The sequence below is a fragment of the Cryobacterium sp. TMS1-13-1 genome (genome assembly GCF_004403125.1).
GTDB lineage: Bacteria > Actinomycetota > Actinomycetes > Actinomycetales > Microbacteriaceae > Cryobacterium > Cryobacterium levicorallinum.
Window position 1 is genome coordinate 82,818 of sequence record NZ_SOGX01000009.1, and the last position, 17,206, is coordinate 100,023.

Genomic DNA, 17,206 nt, shown 5'->3' on the forward strand with positions numbered 1-17,206 from the left:
TCGGCGCGAGGCCGCTCGAAGCGGCGAATAATGGAACCCGGGATTACTGCGGCCCGACCAGACTCCAGTGTATTCGAGCCGGGCGGCCGGCGTCGAATGTTCGCCGTCGGCGCACAGGGGATTTTCGGGTTGCGTGGGGCGGGCCTCCGGGCCCACCCTACGGAAGCGGGCCCACGATAGATCATGGGCCCACATTCCGGGCCCAGGCCCGGCAAAAACAAGGGCGGGGACTACTCCAGGGAGTCGCGGCGCCAGAGGCGCGCGCAGGCCGCGAACTCGGCGGCGGTCGTGGAGAACCGCAGTGCTCGGGTCGTCAATTCCGAGGAGCGGTGCGGCTCGGTCAGCTCGAGGTCGTCGGCGATGCTCGTGGCGCCGAGTGCGGTGACCCGGCAGTACGCCGCGCCGCGATCGAGCGCCACAGCGAAATCTCCCGTGAACACGCCGCGCAGAATCTCATCGGCGAGCACAATGATCTCGGCCGGACCCGTCGGCACCGCGGCACCCGCGACGAGCGGATCGATCGTGGCGGCAGCATCCGTTCCCCGCTGGTACAGGTACGCACAGCCCTCAGGGTCCTGCCGAATCAGCATGCGGACGAGGTAGATGCGCCAGAGTGCGCCGGGCAGACTACGGGGTGTGGCCCGCGACCACAGCTCGGCGACCGCGTCGATGCCGTTTTCGTCGGTGTAGGCGACGAGGCGCTCGACCGTCGCCGGGTCGGGGTTGCTGCGCACCCGGTTGAGCAGGGCCTGCGCGGTCTCGTGCGCGACGCGGCTGATGTTCGCCGGGTCATCGCCGCCCTGGAACGCCTCGAATTTGTTCCCGGAGAACAGGGTGGGCTTGTGAAAGTTGTCGGCCACGGCGGGTTCTCCTTCGGGTTTAGATGGCTGGTTTTTGCTGCCCTCAACGCTACCCAGAAAAGCTGAGCGCGAATCCACGGTAGATTAGAACCTACGGGCCTCTAGCTCAGTTGGTAGAGCAAAGGACTTTTAATCCTTGGGTCGTCGGTTCGAGCCCGACGGGGCCCACTATACCCGCGTAAAGACGCGGAAGTCGGGGCATGAATCGAGTTAGATGGTTCATGACCCCGAACTTACCCCGAACATTGCCGAGAGTGCCGCCGCCGCTTTCACGCTCTGAGTGTTGCGTGCCATGTAGACGTCCTGGGTCATCGACGGATGCTTATGCCCGAGGTAGTCGGCAATGTCCCGCGCCGACAGTCCCGCCGCGTCGAGGGCCGTGGCCACCGTCTTCCTGAAGCCGTGGGAAGTGAAGCCGGGGTATCCCAGCCGCTCCCGATTGTCGCGCCAATCCGACTCGGTGTTCGACGTGTCGCGCAGCTTGCCGAGCATCGACGGAAACACAAGGTCTAGATCGTTGCCGGGCTGCACCGCGTACCGGGCCCGCAACATGGCCACGACCTCAGCCGGCACGACGATCGTGCGCTCCGACGTCGCCGTCTTGCCAGCCTCCCGCAAGATCAGCCCCTGGCCCTTCACCCGCGACACGCTGGCGCCGAGCGTCACCGTGGCCGCGTCGAGGTTCACAAAGTCACGGCGCAGCGCCAACGCCTCACCGATACGGCATCCGGTCCGCGCCATGAACTCCCAGAGCTCGACCAGATCAAGCCGCTGCATTTCGGTATCACTGCGGATGGTCGCCAAGAATCGCGGCACCTGATCAAGTGGCAGTGCAGTCGCCGCCCTGGAAGCCTTGCGCTCGATCCCCGCAATGCCGACGACGGGGTTAGTGGCAATCGCGTCGTTACGCACAGCAAGAGCCAGCATCCCCGACAACACCGACCGGCAGCCCTTAGCCGAGCCGTGGCCGTGCTTGATCGACGTGTCGGTTATGAACCTCTGTAGGCGCATCGTGGTCGCCTCACCAACCGTGAGCTGACCTATCCCCCGCTTGATTATGGTGTCGGCATTGTGCCGGTAGGTCGATATCGTGCGCGGGGCCCGGCCTGTTTCTTCCTTCAGCAATAGATAGGCGTCTGCCAGATCGGCAAGCTTGGTCCGCTTCGTAATCGCAAGGTGGGAAGGTGTCTCGATTGTCGTTAGCGCCACCTTCAGCGCGTGCTTCGCCTTAGGTTCGGACTCAGCGAATCGCTCGACCTGCCGCCGCTTGCCGTCCTGGAACCGGTACAGCGTCCGCGCGCGCCACTTGCCGGGCATCGTCTCCTGCACGTTGACGACGCCGTGAGTCCCGACAGGGTTACGCGGGCGGGACACGCCCGGACCCCTTGCCGGCTCGAGCGCGTTGATCCTTCAAGCCCTGCATCGCCTCTTCTGACTCGATGAGACGTCGAACCGCAGGCCGAGCCGCGCGCGCCAAGTCATCCGTCACAAGTCCGTCAATTGGCAGGTCTATCTCATTCAGGTCCAAGTCGATATCAGCTTCGATTGGCACTAAGGCGTCGGGCAGCGGGGGCAGCGGGGCTAGGTCGTGCTCATTGAAATCGAAACGAATGGCGAGGATGCTTTCAAGACCTGACACCAACCTCTCTCGAGCCTGCCGAATCAATGTCTCGTGCCGGATGCCGACTTCCTCGATACGCGCCAACTCGACCAACAGGGCGTTTTGCCACAGAACCGCGCGCATGACGTTTCCATAGATAAACACCCCATAGACGGCACCACCTGTATTTACGTAAGTCTTCTCTTCGTCGCTGGCGCGCTGCATATCCTCGCTAAGGAACTTCGTGTCCGCAAATGGTGAAGACCCCATCATCCATTGCATGAGGTCGACATTATTGAGCGGCAGGTCGTCGAAGACCCGGCCCGTCTCAATCGAACCCTGAGCCCTGAATCCGAGCATGAGATAAAGGGGCGTTGTCGAGAGCGCCCGAGCCAGTGCATAAACCTCTCCGACGCTGAGGGATGCGCGCTTCTTGCTCCCTAAGATTCCGTTGAGCGTCGCAAGATCGACCGGCCAACCGAATGAAGCAAGCTTCACGCTGAGCTGCTTGATCGTCAGCCCTTGCGCTTCTCGCAATCGATTCACGACGTCAACAGTCTGCCCAGTGGTCGCTTTCTCCCACGCTTTCCATTCGGCCCGCGCTTGGTCTGTAGTCTGCATATTTTGATTATTGCATGCCCGCGCAATCAGCAACAGTTGACAAGTGCCGAATGTTCAGGCAAGATCGAGTCAGCCGGTAAGAAATGATTATCGCGGACAAGCAGAATACGCAGTTTCTGATGATTGGAGAATCATGACCATTACAAGCCCCACCGTCTCGAGCCGCCAGCGGCGCAACCTCGACGTCAACGACGTAGCCCAGCAGCTAGGCCTCAGCGTCGCCACGATTTACCGCTGGCGCAGCGACGGCACCGACATGCCCAAGGCCTTCAAGATCGGCGGTCGCGTGCGTTGGACACAACTCAGCGTCGATGAATTTCTGGACGCGCAGATTGCCAAGGCGGTCTAAGTGACCCGGGGCAAAGAAAAAGCCGCCGCAGCCTGGCAGGGCAACGACGGCAGAGCAATCGACACCGAACACACAAGTAAGGGATCAATCGTGAACCAGATTACCAGCGTACCGACCACCACCGACAAGGACAGGTCGGTAATCGTTACCGACCAGCACGCGATCGACGAGCGTGATGCACAGGCATGGTTCGACGCTCACCCGGACCCCGAGCGCGAACTCGTGTCCTCTGTCCTACGAGCCAACCGGGTCGCAGTCTGGGAAATAATCTTCGCCAGACTCACGCCCGCCAAAATCAACGTCGCCCACGTCGCCGGCATGGTGAACCTCTAATGGCGTTCGTCACGACCGGCACCACCGGCACCGAGAAGCAGGTCGTCCTCCTCGGCGACGAAGACGAGGTTCTCGCGCGTCTGTCCTCGGATGACGCCCGCCGATTGGCAATAAAGCTCCTCGAGAAGGCACAGCAGATCGAACAGCCCGCCGCCGTTTCCGAGTGGCCGTAACTCGTTTCTGGTCTGGGCAAGAAGGAAGGCGTGAGTATGACCGAGACGGTCAAACCGCGGGAAGGGTTCGGAATGATTCCCAACTGGGTCGTGCGTGAAACCGAGATCAGCGCCTATGCACTTCTGGTCTACGTCGCCCTGGTCGGTCGCACGGACAAGACAAACGTGTGCTGGCCCTCACAGAAGACCCTGGCGATAGAAGCCCGTTGTTCGGTCCCGCAGGTCAAGCGAGCACTGAAGGAACTACAGACCGTCGGCATCGTCACGTGGACAGCACAGTGGAGCGGCAAGCAGCAGTTGAGCAACCGTTACACCGTGCACTCAGCCCGTAACCCTGCAATCTGCAAAGGGGGGGATCTCACAGAGCTAGGGGGGGGATCTGACAGAGCTACCCCGGGGGTCTGTGAGAGCTACAAAGAAGACCCATGTGAAGAAGACCCAGATAAAGAAGATGAAGTGCTAAAGGTCACCGCAAGCGATGACCGCGCGCTTTCCTTCATTCATCGTGATGACAAGTTCGCCACGCCCGATCAGGTCGCCTATATGGAGGACTGTTACAAGTTGGTCCACCTCGAGAGCCCCGACGAGGACGAGATCAGCCAATGGCAGAAATCAAGCAGCCTGGCTATTCACGAAGGCATCCGGTCGTACTGGTCCGAGATTGAACACGGCGACGACGACCACCTCAATGACGTCATCGACACGGGCGTCTATCTCACCCTGTCCGCTAAGGGCCGCAGCTACATCAACAACCGCCTAAACCTCGAAAGTAGCCCCTATGTCCGACCTGCCAAGAGCGCATAACGAAAGGACAACATCGTGACCACTCGAACCCCTGAAGAAGAAGCGAACTACTGGAAGACTCACGCCCGCCGGCATGAGGACCGTGCCAAGGCCAACCGCGCGGCACTGGTCCAAGCCCGCGACGTGCTCGAGGTAGTGCTCAACTCCCTCGACGACGCGCTCGAACCTGTCGAGCATGAGCGCGATACCAAGATGATCGTGTATCGCGCATGACGTTGACCCTCTGCGTCGTATGCGGTGAACCTGGTGAGTATCGGTGCCGGCTGCATCGTCGACAGCAACCAGACAAGCTCACCGCCACGCAGCGCGGCTACACGTCATCGTGGGCACGACTCAGCGCTCGAGCTCGCAGGCTTCAGCCCTGGTGCTCGACGTGTGGCACCAAGGAAGACCTGACAGGCGATCATCTCAGGTGGCCCGCTAAGGCGTTGGCAGACGTCGACGTGCTATGCCGTGCCTGTAATGCTGCAAAGGGCGCACCGGACGGCACAGGACCAGCGGCGGGTACCCTAAACGGAACCCGTAAGGACCCCCGGGTGATGGCAAATATTCTCACTGTACCCGAGGGGGTATCTTGAGGCCCCCGGGTGCAGCGCGTGAAGGTGGGTTATTCGACCTCAACGCCGATGTGAAGTGCGATGGCACGGACGGCAGTGTGCAGGCTCAAGAGCGCGTCCTTCGTTTCGTGGGTGACTGTGCTGTCCTGTCTTGCCTTCGTGATGAGCACCTTTGCATTACGGAGCTGGGCCTGGATAACTGCGGTCTGATCGTTTGTAGTCATACGCCCAACGTAGGGGTAAACGCGTGAGGCCCGGGGCCAAGTCGGCCATTACCGCTGATCCGTTGACCTGGGATGCCTTTCCGGCGCGTGGTGTGGACCGTATCGACGCGTTCGCCAAGGCGTTTCTGAAGGTGCCGAAGGGTGAAGGTTCGGGCACGCCTTTCGTGCTCAGGCCGTGGCAGCTCGAGACGGTGGCTGCGCTCTATCCGATGGAAGAACCGCGACCACGACAGGCGCTTCTGTCGCTCCCTCGAGGCAACGGCAAGACCGGGCTGGCCGCGTTGCTGGCACTCTATGGTCTGTTTGCTGACGAGATCGACGCCCCGCAGGTTCTGGTGGTCGCGTCGAGCGAGCAGACGGCACAGCATGTCTACAAGGCAGCGCGCCGGATGATCGAGTTGAACCCTGAGCTTCAGGATCGGGCGCACGTCTATAAGGACCGGATCGTGACTCCGTTGAACGGGGGCGAGTTCTACGCCTTACCGGCTACGGTAGCCGCGCTTCAGGGATGGGACCCGACGCTGATGATCGTCGACGAGCTGCACGTGGTCGACCGCGACGTCTGGGAGGCGGTCACGTCGGCATCTGGCAAGCGTGCCGAGTCGTTGACGCTGGCGATTAGCACGCCGTCGGACTCGCAAGAGTCGGTCATGTGGGACCTGGTGAAGTACGGGCGCAAACAGGCCGACCCCGCGTTTGTGTTTCGGGAGTGGGCCGCGCCGGAAGGGTGCGCGGTCGACGATGAGGCAGCATGGCAGATTGCCAACCCTGCCCTGGGTGACTTCCTCTCGATCGACGCGCTCCGAGCCACACAGGCCACTACCCGGGAGGCCGCTTTCCGTCGGTATCGGCTGGGGCAGTGGGCAGGATCACAGGATTCCTGGCTTCCGTTCGGCATGTGGGACACCCGCAAGGATGACCGGACCTTGCAGCCGGGGGAACGAATCGTTCTAGGTTTCGACGGCTCTGCCTCTGGCGACTCGACCGCGCTGATCGCCTGCACGATGGATGGATTCATAAGCCCAATCAACGTGTGGAATAAGCCCGAGTCTTTGGGCTGGCGTGTGCCGCGCGCCGAGGTTACGCAGGCCGTCACCGACGCGTTCAACACGTTCGACGTCGTGGAGCTGGCCTGTGACCCCTGGGGCTGGCGCTCCGAGATTGAGGCGTGGAGTAAAACCCACGGTGAACGTCGCGTCGTCGAGTACAACACCGGATTCCGTAACCGGATGGGACCGGCAACAGATCGACTTTACGCCGCCGTCATGGATCACACGATGACTCACGACGGCAACAAAACTCTGTCCCTGCACGTCTCGCAGACGGTGGCCGTGCAAACAGCTATCGGCGCGATCGTGTCGAAGGACAAGCGCAATTCACCCCGCAAGATTGACGCCGCAGTCGCTGCAATCGTCGCGTGGGACCGTGCCGCCTGGCACAACAACACCAAGAAAAGAAGGGTGGTTTCGTTTTGAGCGAACTACTGGAAACACTGACCGCAAAGCTCGACGAGTCCCAGAGCGGACTGGCCAAGCTCGATAGCTATTACGCCGGCACACAGCCTGCCGCGTTCCTGTCCCCGAAGTCTGCCGAGGCGCTGGGAAACAAGCTCCGCGTCCTGTCGGTCAACTTCCCGAAGCTCGCCGTTCGGTCTATCGCTGAACGCCTTCAGGTGACCGGCTTCAGGGCAATCGGTGACGACAACGCCGACGCCGACCTGTGGCGCATCTGGCAGGCCAACGACCTCGAGGCACAGTCACACCTGGCGCACCTCGACGCGCTGGTCTACGGCCGGTCGTTCGTGTTCGTCTGGGCAGGGCCGAACGGGCCCCGCGTCACTGTCGAGTCGGCCAAACAGGTAACGGCGATCTTCGACCCGGCATCCGGGCAGGTTACCGCCGTACTGAAGAAGTGGCTGGCCGGCACCACGCACCACGCCGTCGTGCTCGAGGCCGACAAGATCACGAAGTACGCCGGCAAAGAAAACGCCTTGCAGGTCGTCGAAGTCATCCCGAACCCGCTGGGTGAAGTCCCCGTCGTGCCACTGGTCAACTCTGGCCGGCTGCTCGACTTCGAGGGAGTCTCCGAAATGGCCGATATTCTCGACCTCACCGACGGGCTCAACAAGATCATGTCCGACGCGCTGGTTAGCTCCGAATACTTCGCCCGCCCGCGTCGGTGGGTCACCGGCATGGAGATCGTGGAAGACGCCGACGGCAACGCCGTGAACCCGTTCAGCTCCGAAGCAAGCCGAGTCTGGCAGTCCGAAAACTCCGAAACCAAGTTCGGGCAGTTCGACGGCGCCCGGCTCGACGGTTACGGGGATATCGTGGCGATCCTCACGCAGCAAATCGGCGCTATCTCAGGTCTGCCGCCGCACTACCTGGGACTGAACGGTGACCAGCCGCCGAGCGCCGACGCGATCAGTAGCGCTGAGGCGTCTCTCGTGGCCGCGATCTTTGGCAAACACCGCGCGCTGGGTCGCCGCTGGGCCAAGGTGGCCGACCTGGTAATGAAGGTTCGGGACGGGCAGAACAGCCGCGACTTCGAAACGCTGTGGAAGGCACCCGATACCCGCACGCCGGCACAGGTAGCCGACGCCGCCGCCAAGCTCGCCGGAATCGGTGTTCCCCTGGTCGCCGTGCTGGCCGACCCGATGGGTTACAGCCCGTCTCAGATCACGACGATCATGCAGGGCAAGCGCGCCGAAGCCCTCACCGCGTCGGGCGCTGACCTGTCCGCGTTCCTGGTGGCAGATTGAGTTACCAGTCGAGCCTGTCGAAGCTCCGCGAATCGACCAATGCGCAGGTACTCGAGGCGTGGCGCGTGTACGGGCTGGGCAGGATCACGAAGGCGCAGTTCGTGCAGCTCGCCGCCGCCCTGATCTTGCAGGCCAACGGGAAGGCCGTGGCGCTGGCAGACCTGTCGTTGTCTGCCGAACTCTACCGGCTCACTGGGGAAACGTTCGCGCCTCTGGGAGTACTGCCGCGCGGGTACGACCAGCCAAGGCTTCAGCGGGGCGTTGAGACGTTGCTGGTGGACTTCGAGGCTGGGGAGGATATCGACGCCCGCCTCATTCGCTTTGCCAGCAACGCCCCGCTGGGTGCCGCTACGGATGCCTACTCGACCGGAATCAGTCAGTCCACCGCCGTCGAAGGGTACGTCCGACAAATGGACTCCGACCCCTGCCAGCTCTGTCGGTGGTGGTGGCGTGAAGGCCGCGTCTGGCCGAAAGACCAGCCGATGCCGCACCACAAAGGATGTGCCTGCACGCACCGCGTCGTCGTGGTGGAAAAGATCAATTCTGTCGAACCAAGGAGACGCAAGAAGTGAACATCGAACAGCACGTCCTGGCCGGGCGTCGTGAGGCCGAAAAGCTCATGACCACACGCTGCACGGTCACCCGGGGAGGCGGTGAACCCGTCTTCAACGAGTCAACTGGCCAATACGAAACCGCCGTCGTGACGGTCTATAGCGGACCCGGCAGAATTCGGCGTCCCAGTCTCGCCGCTCGCACCGCCACACCCGCCGGGCAGACGATCACCGTGCAGGACCTGGTGTTGTCCCTGCCCGTCGTCACCAGCGCCGCCGTGAAGATCAACGACGTCGTAACCGTCACCGCCAACCCGCTCGACCCCGCCCTGATCGGCGTTGTCTTCACAATCACCGGACTGCACGACGAATCCACCGCCACCGCCCGCCGCTTCCCCATTGAAAGGACCAGCTAATGACCATCACCGACCAGACCGACATCGAGGCCGTCGACGAGCTCGACACCGATGCACAGACCACCGACACGACCGGCGACACAGCCGAAACATTCCCGCGTGAGTACGTCGTCAAGCTCCGCGACGAGAATGCCAAGTACCGGCAGCGCGCGGGACAGTCCGACGACCTCGCCAAGCGCTTGCACCTCGAGCTAGTGCGTGCCGGCGGGCGTCTGGCCGATGCCACCGACCTCCCGTTCGACGATGCCCACCTGACCGACCCCGAGGCCATGACCGCCGCCGTCGACGCGCTACTCACCGCCAAGCCGCACCTGGCCAACCGCAAGCCCACCGGCGATATCGGGCAGGGTGCGTCGGTCATCGCTGATACGTTCAGCTTGTCCGGGCTGCTCCGGTCCGGCGCGAAATAGGGGGATGCCATGACAGACCAACTGCTACGCGACATTGTCAGCGAGTTAAAGAAGCAGACGAAAGCTCTCGAACGACTCGAAAAAGGATTGAGCGACCTAGAAACTGCGGTTTATAACGCAGAATGATACCCCTAGGGGTATAATGAGGGGTGGGTCCTGGCGACCTGCCCCTTATGCGTTGCGGAACTGGCTTCCGACGTGACACTCACCCCTCACGTTAGGAAAACATCATGGCCGTATCAACCGCCAACGCCGCAGAACTCACCGCCGAACAGGTCCAGTCCATTCTGGTCCAGCCCCTCGAGCACGCATCCGTGTTTCTCGCAGCGGGCCCGCGCATCTTCGACACCGACGGCAGCCCCGTTCGCGTCCCGAAACTCGGTGGAGCAACCAGCCCCGACTGGAAGGGTGAAAACGAACTCATCACCGACGCCGACGTGAGCTTCGACGAAATCACGCTTCTGCCGTCGACGATCAAGTCGGTAAAGACCCTCACCCGCTTCAGTAACGAGCTGGCCCGGCAGTCGGTCGTCTCCCTCGAAGCCGCGATCAAAGACCGCCTGGTGCGTGACGTGGCCACCAAGCTCGACAATGCGTTCATTGCCGGCACCGGAGACGCTGGCACCACCCCGCTGGGTATCCTCAACTACGTCGGCACGCAGGAAGTCGCCTCTGTCGGCACCGTCACCCTCGACGCTCTGATCGACGCCTGGGGTAAGGCACTGGCCGGCGGGGTGAACATGGCGTCCCTGAAGTGGATGCTTCGCCCGGAGACGTTCGTGGCCCTCCGCAAGATCAAGCAGACCACCGGCTCGAATCAGTACGTGCTGACCCCCGACCCGACCGTCGACGGCGTGTTCCGTCTGTTCGGCTCGCCGGTCATCATCACCAACCGGATTCCCGTTGTCGGCACCACCACCAAGACCACACAGGCAGTGCTGGCCGACTTCTCCCAGATTGCAGTTGCCCGCGATCAGGCCCCGACGGTGAAGATCCTCGACCAGACGTTCGGAGACTACGACCAGCAGGCAATCCGCGTGACTGCCCGCTACGACGCCGCACCGCTGAACGTCGAGTCGATCGTCAAGCTGACCGGCATCACGGTCTAACCGTGGCGACCGTGACCGGCACCGACGTTGCCGAATACCTGGGCCGGGGTGACGACTTCGAGCTCGCCACCCTGGCCGGGCGTCACGTCGTCGTCGTTACCGAGATGGTCAAGGCGTACACCCGGGGCAAAGGCTTCGACGTAGCCAACGAGCCGAACACAGCGCTTGCCGCCGTTATCGTCTCCGCGACCGCCCGACTGTCGAACAACCCCGACGGCACCATCACCATATCCGTCGACGACTACCAGACGCGCAAAACCGTCTTCGAGGGCTTCAGCCTGGCAGAACACGTCATCCTGAACGCCTACCGCCGCAAGGCCACCTAGACCGGCGTCAACGACACCCCGCCTGATCCTGTAATGAGTGTGCAGGCGGGAACGATGGTAGCGAGCTCACCCTTTCGGCTAAGACCTGCCAGCGCCCACACCAGCAACACCCCCGGACTTGAATGCACCGGGGGTGTTTCTGCGTCCAGGGACCATACCTAAACCCCGAATCTATCCCGAACAATCACCGGCAATGGGTGACAAGACCTAGGGGCAACTAATCAGTGTTCGCCTAGTAATGAGCAACATCTGGCATCCCGAACTAACCCCCGGAACCCAAATAATTCTACTCCTTGGGTCGTCGGTTCGAGCCCGACGGGGCCCACAATGATCGCGCAGGTGGCGCGGCAAATGCGCACTGAATCCGCTGGATTCGGTGCGCATTTTGTGTTTCCGCCGCCCGTTTACCTGCGGTTAGTGGGCCGCTCGGTGGCTACTTCAGGAAATCCGCCGCCACGGCACACTCACGCCCGCTGTATTGCTGGCCCAGCCACGACTGCGCGACCGGCTGTCCTGAATTAGCCACCGCAACCGAGACCGACGAGGCCAGCGGATGCCTTAGGGCGGCTTTCAGAGGTCGTAGCGGTGACGGATATGACGGCGATCCGGGCTGGCCTGCCAGAATTCGACCTCGGTGGGGTGCAGCGCGTAGAGCTGCCAGTCGGGGTTGGCGCGACCGTCCGCCCCGGGACGTTCCTCCCAATCTTGAGCGGATGCCTCGGCCGACAACAGGGAAACCGCACCGACCACGCGCACCTGCCGGCCCAGATCGGCCCAGTAGAAGTTCATCGCCGCGTGCGGGTTGGCGGCGAGCTCGCGTCCCTTGCGGGAACCGCGCGTGCTCGCGAACTGCCAGGCCCCGCCGTCAACGTTCTTCAAAATGAGCATCCGCGACGACACCCGGCCATCGGGGGTCGAAGTCGCGAGACTGAAGGCGTGCGGCTGCGGCACGCCCGCGGCGAGCGCGTGATCGAGCCACTGCAGAAACAGGTCGACCGGGTCGGCCGGTGCGCTGGACGGATCGAAAGCGGGCAGCAGGTCGGGAAAGTCGGGCAGGGCGCGCAGTCTGCGCCGTAAGGAGTCGCTCACGCCGCGAGCTTACAGTGCGCGGCTCCAGCCGAGGCGCGACCAACCTGGCCACTCGATCCAGACGGCCGGACAAAGCCCGAGCTCAGGGCCGTGACCGGCACGAATTGCATGCTCAACCCCCGCCCGGCAGGATTCGAAATCTACGCCAGTGTGCGACACGAAAACGACCGTGCGCTAGGGACGAAAGTCCTGACTAGCGCACAAGAAGGCACCCAGCAGTGGGCCTGTCGGCCAGCTCACTTCGTGCCTAAATTTGGACTATCCGATAACACCGCGCCGAGCGGCGGGTCGGTCACCTCCCCGGCCGGTGCAACGACCAGCACCTCCGTCGCCGTCAGTTTCGCCGTCGGAACCGATACCGATTCGGGAGTCGGCCAGCGCGCCCTGCAGCGCGGAACGGCAGCACTGTCGGGGACGACCTACGGCGACGGCGAACAGCACCAGTGTGCTCCGCGTCGGGGCGAGCTACTCCACTACGATTTCCGCAACGAGCGGGCTGGTCGGCTACTGGAGACTCGGGGACGCCGCGGGGTCACCGCCCATTTCACCGCGCGGCGGTAGCCTCGGCTGCACCCGACGGCACCCGCAGTTCACGCTGCACGAGTAGCGCGAGCTCGCGCAACAGCACCTGGTCGACCTCGGCCAGCTTCCGCGGTCGAGGGTCGAACACGCAGAGCGCGCCGATGCGCTCCCCCGATGGCGACTCGATGGGAAACCCGGCATAAAAGCGGATGCGCGGCTCATCCACCACGACCGGGCTGCCGCTGAACCTGCCATCCGTTCGCGCGTCCTCGACAACAAGAGCACCGGTCCCCTCAATGGTGCGTGCACAGAAGAAATCGGCGCGCGGAATCTCCGTGGCGGCGAGCCCGACCCGGGCCTTGTGCCACTGACGGTCGCGATCGATAACACTGATCACCGCTGATTCGGTGCCGAAGAGCCGCTGAGCCAGGACAACCAGTTGGTCGAACCGGGCCTCTGGCGGGGTATCGAGAATGGCCAGGCCATCAACGGCCGCCTGCCGGGCGCGTTCCTGGCCGGCTGCATCCGTTTGACGCGGATCGATGGGACGCACGATGCCGACACGCGCGGAGTCGAGGCTGTCGGCCAGGGCGTCGGCCAGGAGCACGGCCCAATCGCGGTAGTCGGCGGGGGTGCGGTGCCGGTCGGTTTCGACCGTCGCTGACGGCGAGAACGGTACGAACGTGGTGCGCGGGGCCCCGGCGGCCAGCCGTGCGGTGACCGCGTTCAAGTCGGTGGCCGAGCAATCGGCGATGCGCACGAGCGGACGTCGGAAGATCTCGATGCTGTGGATGGGCGGAATCCCGAGCAGAAATATCTGGGTACTGCGTGACGTCTCGCGTTCCAGCTCCTGGAGCAGCGCGGTCAACCGGTCGCGCCATTCGGTGACGCTGGTCAGGTCGAGCGCTTCGTTGAGGCCGAGGATGACGACGACCGCGTCGAAACGGCCGAGCCGGGTGTCCGCAAGCGCCGTCAGCGCATTCTCGGCGGTCATGGTACGGCTGGCCAGGAGGTCGATGTCGACGCCGCGCCCGGTGCGTACCGAGAGTTCGCGGGCGAGCGAGCCGGGCAGGGCGAGCTGATGGCTGAGCACCCCCCAGCCGACCGCGGGACCGCAGCCCAGGATCAGCACGCGGTCGCTGTCGATACCAGGGGCGTGGGCCTGCGGGGCATCGCTCGGGCGAGGCAGGTGGCGATCCGCCCGTTCGGCGGATGCCGTCCAAATGAGCATCACCGGGCGAAGGGCCCACCGGACGAGGTCGTGCATGGGGGCCTTTCGGAACAGGACAAAAGTTCATTCTGCCCCGAATGGATAAAATCCCATCATCTTGCCCCAGATTTGCAGCCAATTGGCGGCGAAACCCCCATCAGGGTTTTCTTGGGGTGTCTTCGAGCGCGCGCGCGGCAGTGCCGGCAGCCTCGACCAAGGCTGTTACGGCATCCGCTCCCAACCGGTGTTCGATGGTTTGCCCCCACGCGGCGACGATTTCACGAATGCGTGCGAGCCGCTGCCGGCCCCGATCCGACAAATGTACGGTAATGCGTCTACGGTCGGTCGCGGTTGGCAGGCGGAACGCCGAAGCCGAATCTTCCAGTGAGTCCACCGTTCGACTCAGGCTCGCATTTGCCATGCCGGACGCCTCCGCCAGCTCACCCATGGTCGGCGAGTCGAGGCGGTCCAAGGCTTCCAGAATTCGCCACTGATCCATCGTGGTGTTCTCTTCAGACAGGGCAACGCTGAGTCCGAGTGTGAGGCGCCGTTCCAGGCCAGCGAGGGCCCAGACGAGCTCGGCCAGGGGTGCCACGATTCCTAGCGCACGCGCCCCGCTCCCCAGCTGCTCGGCCATGGCGCTCCTCCATGTTCGCGAAAAATAAGGTCAGGGATTCCCGCTACGTGATAATGGTCAGATGGCGCCCCAGGTCAGAGTAGTGCTCTCCAGTGAAGTTTTCCTGTGCGGTCCTACGCAGCAGACACTTCGGCTGGGACTGCTCGCGCCGTTGTCGGGCCTGATGGGCGTGGCCGGCCCAGCCATTATCAATTGCGCGGTTCTGGCGGCCGAAGAAGCGTGCCGTGCCTCGGGAACGACCATCGACCTCGTCCTGGTCGATGCCGGCAGAGCCCCGGAAGACGTCGCGCGCGAGGTGGATCTACTGGTGGGTGCCGGGCTCGTCGACGGGCTGGTGGGTACACACACTTCGAATATTCGTGTGGCCGTCGAGGCACGCGTGAACAATCGGGTGCCCTATGTCTTTACGCCGCCGCACGAGTTTGGGCGAGCGACGGCCGGATCGGTATTTCTCGGCAGCGACCCGGCCGAGCATCTGCGTCAGCCGATTGCGTGGCTCGCCAAACACCGGCGGGTAGAACGATGGGCCCTCATCGGCAATGATTACGTCTGGCCACGTCAGGTACACGCTGCCGCCACTCGCGTCCTGCGCGATCTGCAGCAGCGCGTCGTCATGGACCGACTCGTGCCGATGGGACACGTCGACGTTGCGGAGCTCGTGGCCGCCGCACAGCGAGCACGGGCCGATGCAATCTTGGTCTCCCTAGTCGGCCGCGATGGCATCGAATTTCATCGCGGGGTCACCGAGCTGGATGCCAGCACGGCGTTCGTTCGACTGTGTACCGCTCTGGACGAGAGCTGTCTGGTCGCGGCGGGCGGCGACAGCAGCGGGGAGCTCTACACCGCAATGCCCACATTTCTGCTGCAGGATGATGACCGGCACCGCCGATTGCTCGAGTCGTACGTCGCTCGGTTTGGACTGACCGCACCGCTGCCCGGCTCCTACGCCGAAGGATGCTACGACGGCGTGCACCTGCTGGCCGCCATGTGTGAAAGTGGCTTGCTCACCACAAACAACGCTACCCAGGTGGCCGAGCGGCTTTTTTCAGACGCCAATCGGTCGGATTTTGCCCAGGCAGGAATCGATCTCAGACGTCGGCCCATGAGCATGGCGCGGGCCAGCGGCACCGACCTAGAAGTTGTCAGAACACTGCGTCAGGTGTAGCATAAACAAAATTTCCACATGGAAATAATGACGGCTGTCGATGACGATAGGAACACGCGTGAACAGCTCCACCACCCCGGGCACCTCTGCAAGTACAACGAGTGCGGGTATTGAACAATTTGGTTACAAGCAAGAGCTGAAGAGAACGCTGACGTTCAGCGACCTGATCATCTACGGCCTCATCTTTATGGTGCCCATCGCACCATTCGCCATCTTCGGCGGCGTCTTTCACGACTCGGGCGGAATGCCGCCGATCGCGTACATCATCGCCCTGGTTGCAATGATGTTCTCGGCGAATTCCTACTCGCAGATGGCCCAGGCCTTTCCGATGGCCGGTTCGGTTTACACCTACGCGGGTCGCGGAATCAACCGCCCAACGGGCTTCATCGCCGGCTGGATGATCCTGCTCGACTACATCCTCATTCCGACCCTGTTGTACTTTGTCGCGGCAATCGCGATGAATGGCATCATCAGCCAGGTTCCCATCTGGCTGTGGCTGATTGCCTTCGTTGCACTGAACACCGTGATTAACTACCTCGGAATCCACCTGGCCGCGGTTGTCATCCGGGTCATGCTGGTGCTCGAACTCCTCGTGCTGGCGATCTTCCTGGTCGTTGGCATCGTCGCAGTCTCGCAGGGCAAGGGTCAGGGCTTCAGCTTCGACGCGTTCTACAACGCTGACACCTTCTCCCTCCCGCTGCTGTTTGGCGCAGCATCCATTGCTGTGTTGTCCTTCCTCGGTTTCGATGGAATCTCCACCCTGGCCGAGGAAAACAGCGGAAGCAGCAAGTCCCTCGGTCGGTCCATGATCGCGGCCCTGTGCCTGCTGGGTGTCCTGTTCGTCGTGCAGACCTGGGTGGCCTCGATGCTGGTTGAAGACCCCGCAGCGCTCATCGCCAATGGCGACCCGGCCGGGGTGGCCTTCTATGAAGCGGCCGCCGTCGCCGGTGGACCGTTCATGTATATCCTGACCGCTGCTTCGACGGCCATCGCCTGGGGTTTCGCCAATGCGCTCGTTGCCCAGGCGTCCACCTCTCGCCTGCTGTACGCCATGGCGCGCGATCGCCAGCTGCCGAAATTCCTCGCGAAGGTCAGCGAAAAGCACAGCGTGCCGGTCAACGCGACATTTCTGGTGGCCGGGATCTCGCTGGTGCTCGGATTATTCCTGACCCTCCTACCCGACGGCCTCGGCGTGATCGCGGCCCTGGTCAACTTCGGCGCCCTGACCGCATTCCTGCTGCTGAACGTGTCGGTGGTGTGGTGGTTCATCGTGCGGCAGAAGTCCCGGCGCTGGTTCGTGCACCTGGTCTTCCCTGTACTGGGCTTCGTGGTTCTCGCCTTTGTGCTCTACAACGCGCGAGTGTCGGCGCAGGTCGTCGGCGTGGCCTGGCTGATCATTGGAATCGTCATCGCCTTCGTGCTGTACAAGACCGGCCGGATGAAGGTCAGCACGGCCACGGAGTTTGCGATGACGGATGCGCGGTAGCTC

The 17,206-nt window shown here is 63.0% G+C and carries 22 protein-coding genes and 1 tRNA gene; 16 read left to right on the forward strand and 7 right to left on the reverse strand.

Annotated elements, in window-relative coordinates; all coding sequences use genetic code 11:
- Positions 1–230: 230 nt before the first annotated feature.
- Positions 231–860, reverse strand: a complete 630-nt coding sequence (locus tag E3T31_RS08580) for a DNA-directed RNA polymerase subunit beta (protein ID WP_134468368.1) — start codon at positions 858–860, stop codon at positions 231–233.
- A gap of 95 nt (positions 861–955) precedes the next feature.
- Here E3T31_RS08580 and E3T31_RS08585 point away from each other — a divergent pair.
- A tRNA-Lys gene (locus tag E3T31_RS08585) sits at positions 956–1,028 on the forward strand.
- Between the two features lie 51 nt (positions 1,029–1,079).
- On the opposite strand, the gene xerC is transcribed toward E3T31_RS08585, so the two are convergent.
- Together xerC and E3T31_RS08595 are read right to left on the reverse strand one after the other, a co-directional pair.
- Complete coding sequence (gene xerC, locus E3T31_RS08590; RefSeq protein ID WP_134468369.1) at positions 1,080–2,234, reverse strand: tyrosine recombinase XerC; 1,155 nt, start codon at positions 2,232–2,234, stop codon at positions 1,080–1,082.
- Positions 2,218–3,081, reverse strand: a complete 864-nt coding sequence (locus E3T31_RS08595; protein WP_134468370.1) for a helix-turn-helix transcriptional regulator — start codon at positions 3,079–3,081, stop codon at positions 2,218–2,220. Before E3T31_RS08595 ends, xerC begins: the two co-directional genes overlap by 17 nt.
- Before the next feature lie 133 nt (positions 3,082–3,214).
- Here E3T31_RS08595 and E3T31_RS08600 point away from each other — a divergent pair, with 133 nt between their 5' ends.
- The 5 genes from E3T31_RS08600 (at position 3,215) to E3T31_RS08615 (ending at position 4,953) form a co-directional block, all read left to right on the forward strand.
- Positions 3,215–3,430 carry an AlpA family transcriptional regulator gene (locus E3T31_RS08600; protein ID WP_134468371.1) on the forward strand — a complete coding sequence of 72 codons (216 nt, stop codon included), beginning with the start codon at positions 3,215–3,217 and terminating at the stop codon, positions 3,428–3,430.
- Positions 3,431–3,520: 90 nt separating this feature from the next.
- Positions 3,521–3,763 (forward strand): hypothetical protein, encoded by a 243-nt coding sequence (locus E3T31_RS08605; protein WP_134468372.1) that lies wholly within the window; start codon positions 3,521–3,523, stop codon positions 3,761–3,763.
- Positions 3,763–3,936 carry a hypothetical protein gene (locus E3T31_RS17740; RefSeq protein ID WP_166788443.1) on the forward strand — a complete coding sequence of 58 codons (174 nt, stop codon included), beginning with the start codon at positions 3,763–3,765 and terminating at the stop codon, positions 3,934–3,936. The genes E3T31_RS08605 and E3T31_RS17740 overlap by 1 nt, the downstream gene beginning before the upstream one ends.
- A 36-nt stretch (positions 3,937–3,972) precedes the next feature.
- Positions 3,973–4,740, forward strand: a complete 768-nt coding sequence (locus tag E3T31_RS08610; protein WP_134468373.1) for a helix-turn-helix domain-containing protein — start codon at positions 3,973–3,975, stop codon at positions 4,738–4,740.
- 15 nt (positions 4,741–4,755) lie between these two features.
- Complete coding sequence (locus E3T31_RS08615) at positions 4,756–4,953, forward strand: hypothetical protein (RefSeq protein ID WP_134468374.1); 198 nt, start codon at positions 4,756–4,758, stop codon at positions 4,951–4,953.
- Between the two features lie 394 nt (positions 4,954–5,347).
- Here the strand turns inward: E3T31_RS08615 and E3T31_RS17745 are convergent, their stop codons facing one another.
- The gene (locus E3T31_RS17745; protein ID WP_166788444.1) at positions 5,348–5,521 is read right to left on the reverse strand and encodes a hypothetical protein; all 174 of its coding nucleotides are present in this window, start codon (positions 5,519–5,521) and stop codon (positions 5,348–5,350) included.
- A gap of 23 nt (positions 5,522–5,544) precedes the next feature.
- On the opposite strand from E3T31_RS17745, the gene E3T31_RS08620 reads away from it, so the two are divergent.
- The 7 genes from E3T31_RS08620 to E3T31_RS08650 all read left to right on the forward strand — a co-directional run bounded on the left by E3T31_RS08620 (position 5,545) and on the right by E3T31_RS08650 (position 11,094).
- On the forward strand, positions 5,545–6,996 hold the full coding sequence (locus tag E3T31_RS08620; RefSeq protein WP_134468375.1) for a terminase large subunit domain-containing protein: 1,452 nt from the start codon (positions 5,545–5,547) through the stop codon (positions 6,994–6,996).
- Positions 6,993–8,282, forward strand: a complete 1,290-nt coding sequence (locus E3T31_RS08625; RefSeq protein ID WP_166788445.1) for a phage portal protein — start codon at positions 6,993–6,995, stop codon at positions 8,280–8,282. Before E3T31_RS08620 ends, E3T31_RS08625 begins: the two co-directional genes overlap by 4 nt.
- Entirely contained in the window at positions 8,279–8,854 is a 576-nt protein-coding gene (locus E3T31_RS08630; protein ID WP_134468377.1) for a hypothetical protein, read from the forward strand. The genes E3T31_RS08625 and E3T31_RS08630 overlap by 4 nt, the downstream gene beginning before the upstream one ends.
- Positions 8,851–9,249 (forward strand): DUF6093 family protein, encoded by a 399-nt coding sequence (locus E3T31_RS08635; protein ID WP_134468378.1) that lies wholly within the window; start codon positions 8,851–8,853, stop codon positions 9,247–9,249. Before E3T31_RS08630 ends, E3T31_RS08635 begins: the two co-directional genes overlap by 4 nt.
- Positions 9,249–9,659 carry a hypothetical protein gene (locus E3T31_RS08640; protein ID WP_134468379.1) on the forward strand — a complete coding sequence of 137 codons (411 nt, stop codon included), beginning with the start codon at positions 9,249–9,251 and terminating at the stop codon, positions 9,657–9,659. The genes E3T31_RS08635 and E3T31_RS08640 overlap by 1 nt, the downstream gene beginning before the upstream one ends.
- A gap of 230 nt (positions 9,660–9,889) precedes the next feature.
- A complete protein-coding gene (locus tag E3T31_RS08645; protein WP_134468380.1) occupies positions 9,890–10,768 on the forward strand; it encodes a phage major capsid protein in 879 nt (292 codons plus the stop codon).
- A 2-nt stretch (positions 10,769–10,770) separates the two neighbouring features.
- Entirely contained in the window at positions 10,771–11,094 is a 324-nt protein-coding gene (locus E3T31_RS08650) for a hypothetical protein (RefSeq protein ID WP_134468381.1), read from the forward strand.
- 570 nt (positions 11,095–11,664) lie between these two features.
- On the opposite strand, the gene E3T31_RS08655 is transcribed toward E3T31_RS08650, so the two are convergent.
- A complete protein-coding gene (locus E3T31_RS08655; RefSeq protein WP_134468382.1) occupies positions 11,665–12,183 on the reverse strand; it encodes a pyridoxal 5'-phosphate synthase in 519 nt (172 codons plus the stop codon).
- 243 nt (positions 12,184–12,426) lie between these two features.
- Here E3T31_RS08655 and E3T31_RS08660 point away from each other — a divergent pair, with 243 nt between their 5' ends.
- Entirely contained in the window at positions 12,427–12,744 is a 318-nt protein-coding gene (locus E3T31_RS08660; RefSeq protein WP_134468383.1) for a hypothetical protein, read from the forward strand.
- Here the strand turns inward: E3T31_RS08660 and E3T31_RS08665 are convergent.
- Together E3T31_RS08665 and E3T31_RS08670 are read right to left on the reverse strand one after the other, a co-directional pair.
- Positions 12,728–13,972, reverse strand: coding sequence for a GAF domain-containing protein (locus tag E3T31_RS08665; RefSeq protein ID WP_134468384.1), 1,245 nt, complete (start codon positions 13,970–13,972; stop codon positions 12,728–12,730). The genes E3T31_RS08660 and E3T31_RS08665 overlap by 17 nt on opposite strands.
- 100 nt (positions 13,973–14,072) lie before the next feature.
- Complete coding sequence (locus tag E3T31_RS08670) at positions 14,073–14,552, reverse strand: MarR family transcriptional regulator (protein WP_134468385.1); 480 nt, start codon at positions 14,550–14,552, stop codon at positions 14,073–14,075.
- Between the two features lie 61 nt (positions 14,553–14,613).
- Between E3T31_RS08670 and E3T31_RS08675 the strand changes: the two genes are divergently transcribed.
- Together E3T31_RS08675 and E3T31_RS08680 are read left to right on the forward strand one after the other, a co-directional pair.
- Positions 14,614–15,717: an ABC transporter substrate-binding protein gene (locus tag E3T31_RS08675; RefSeq protein WP_134468386.1), complete on the forward strand. Its 1,104-nt coding sequence runs from the start codon at positions 14,614–14,616 to the stop codon at positions 15,715–15,717.
- Positions 15,718–15,775: 58 nt separating this feature from the next.
- A complete protein-coding gene (locus E3T31_RS08680; protein WP_241977774.1) occupies positions 15,776–17,203 on the forward strand; it encodes an APC family permease in 1,428 nt (475 codons plus the stop codon).
- Positions 17,204–17,206 lie beyond the last annotated feature (3 nt).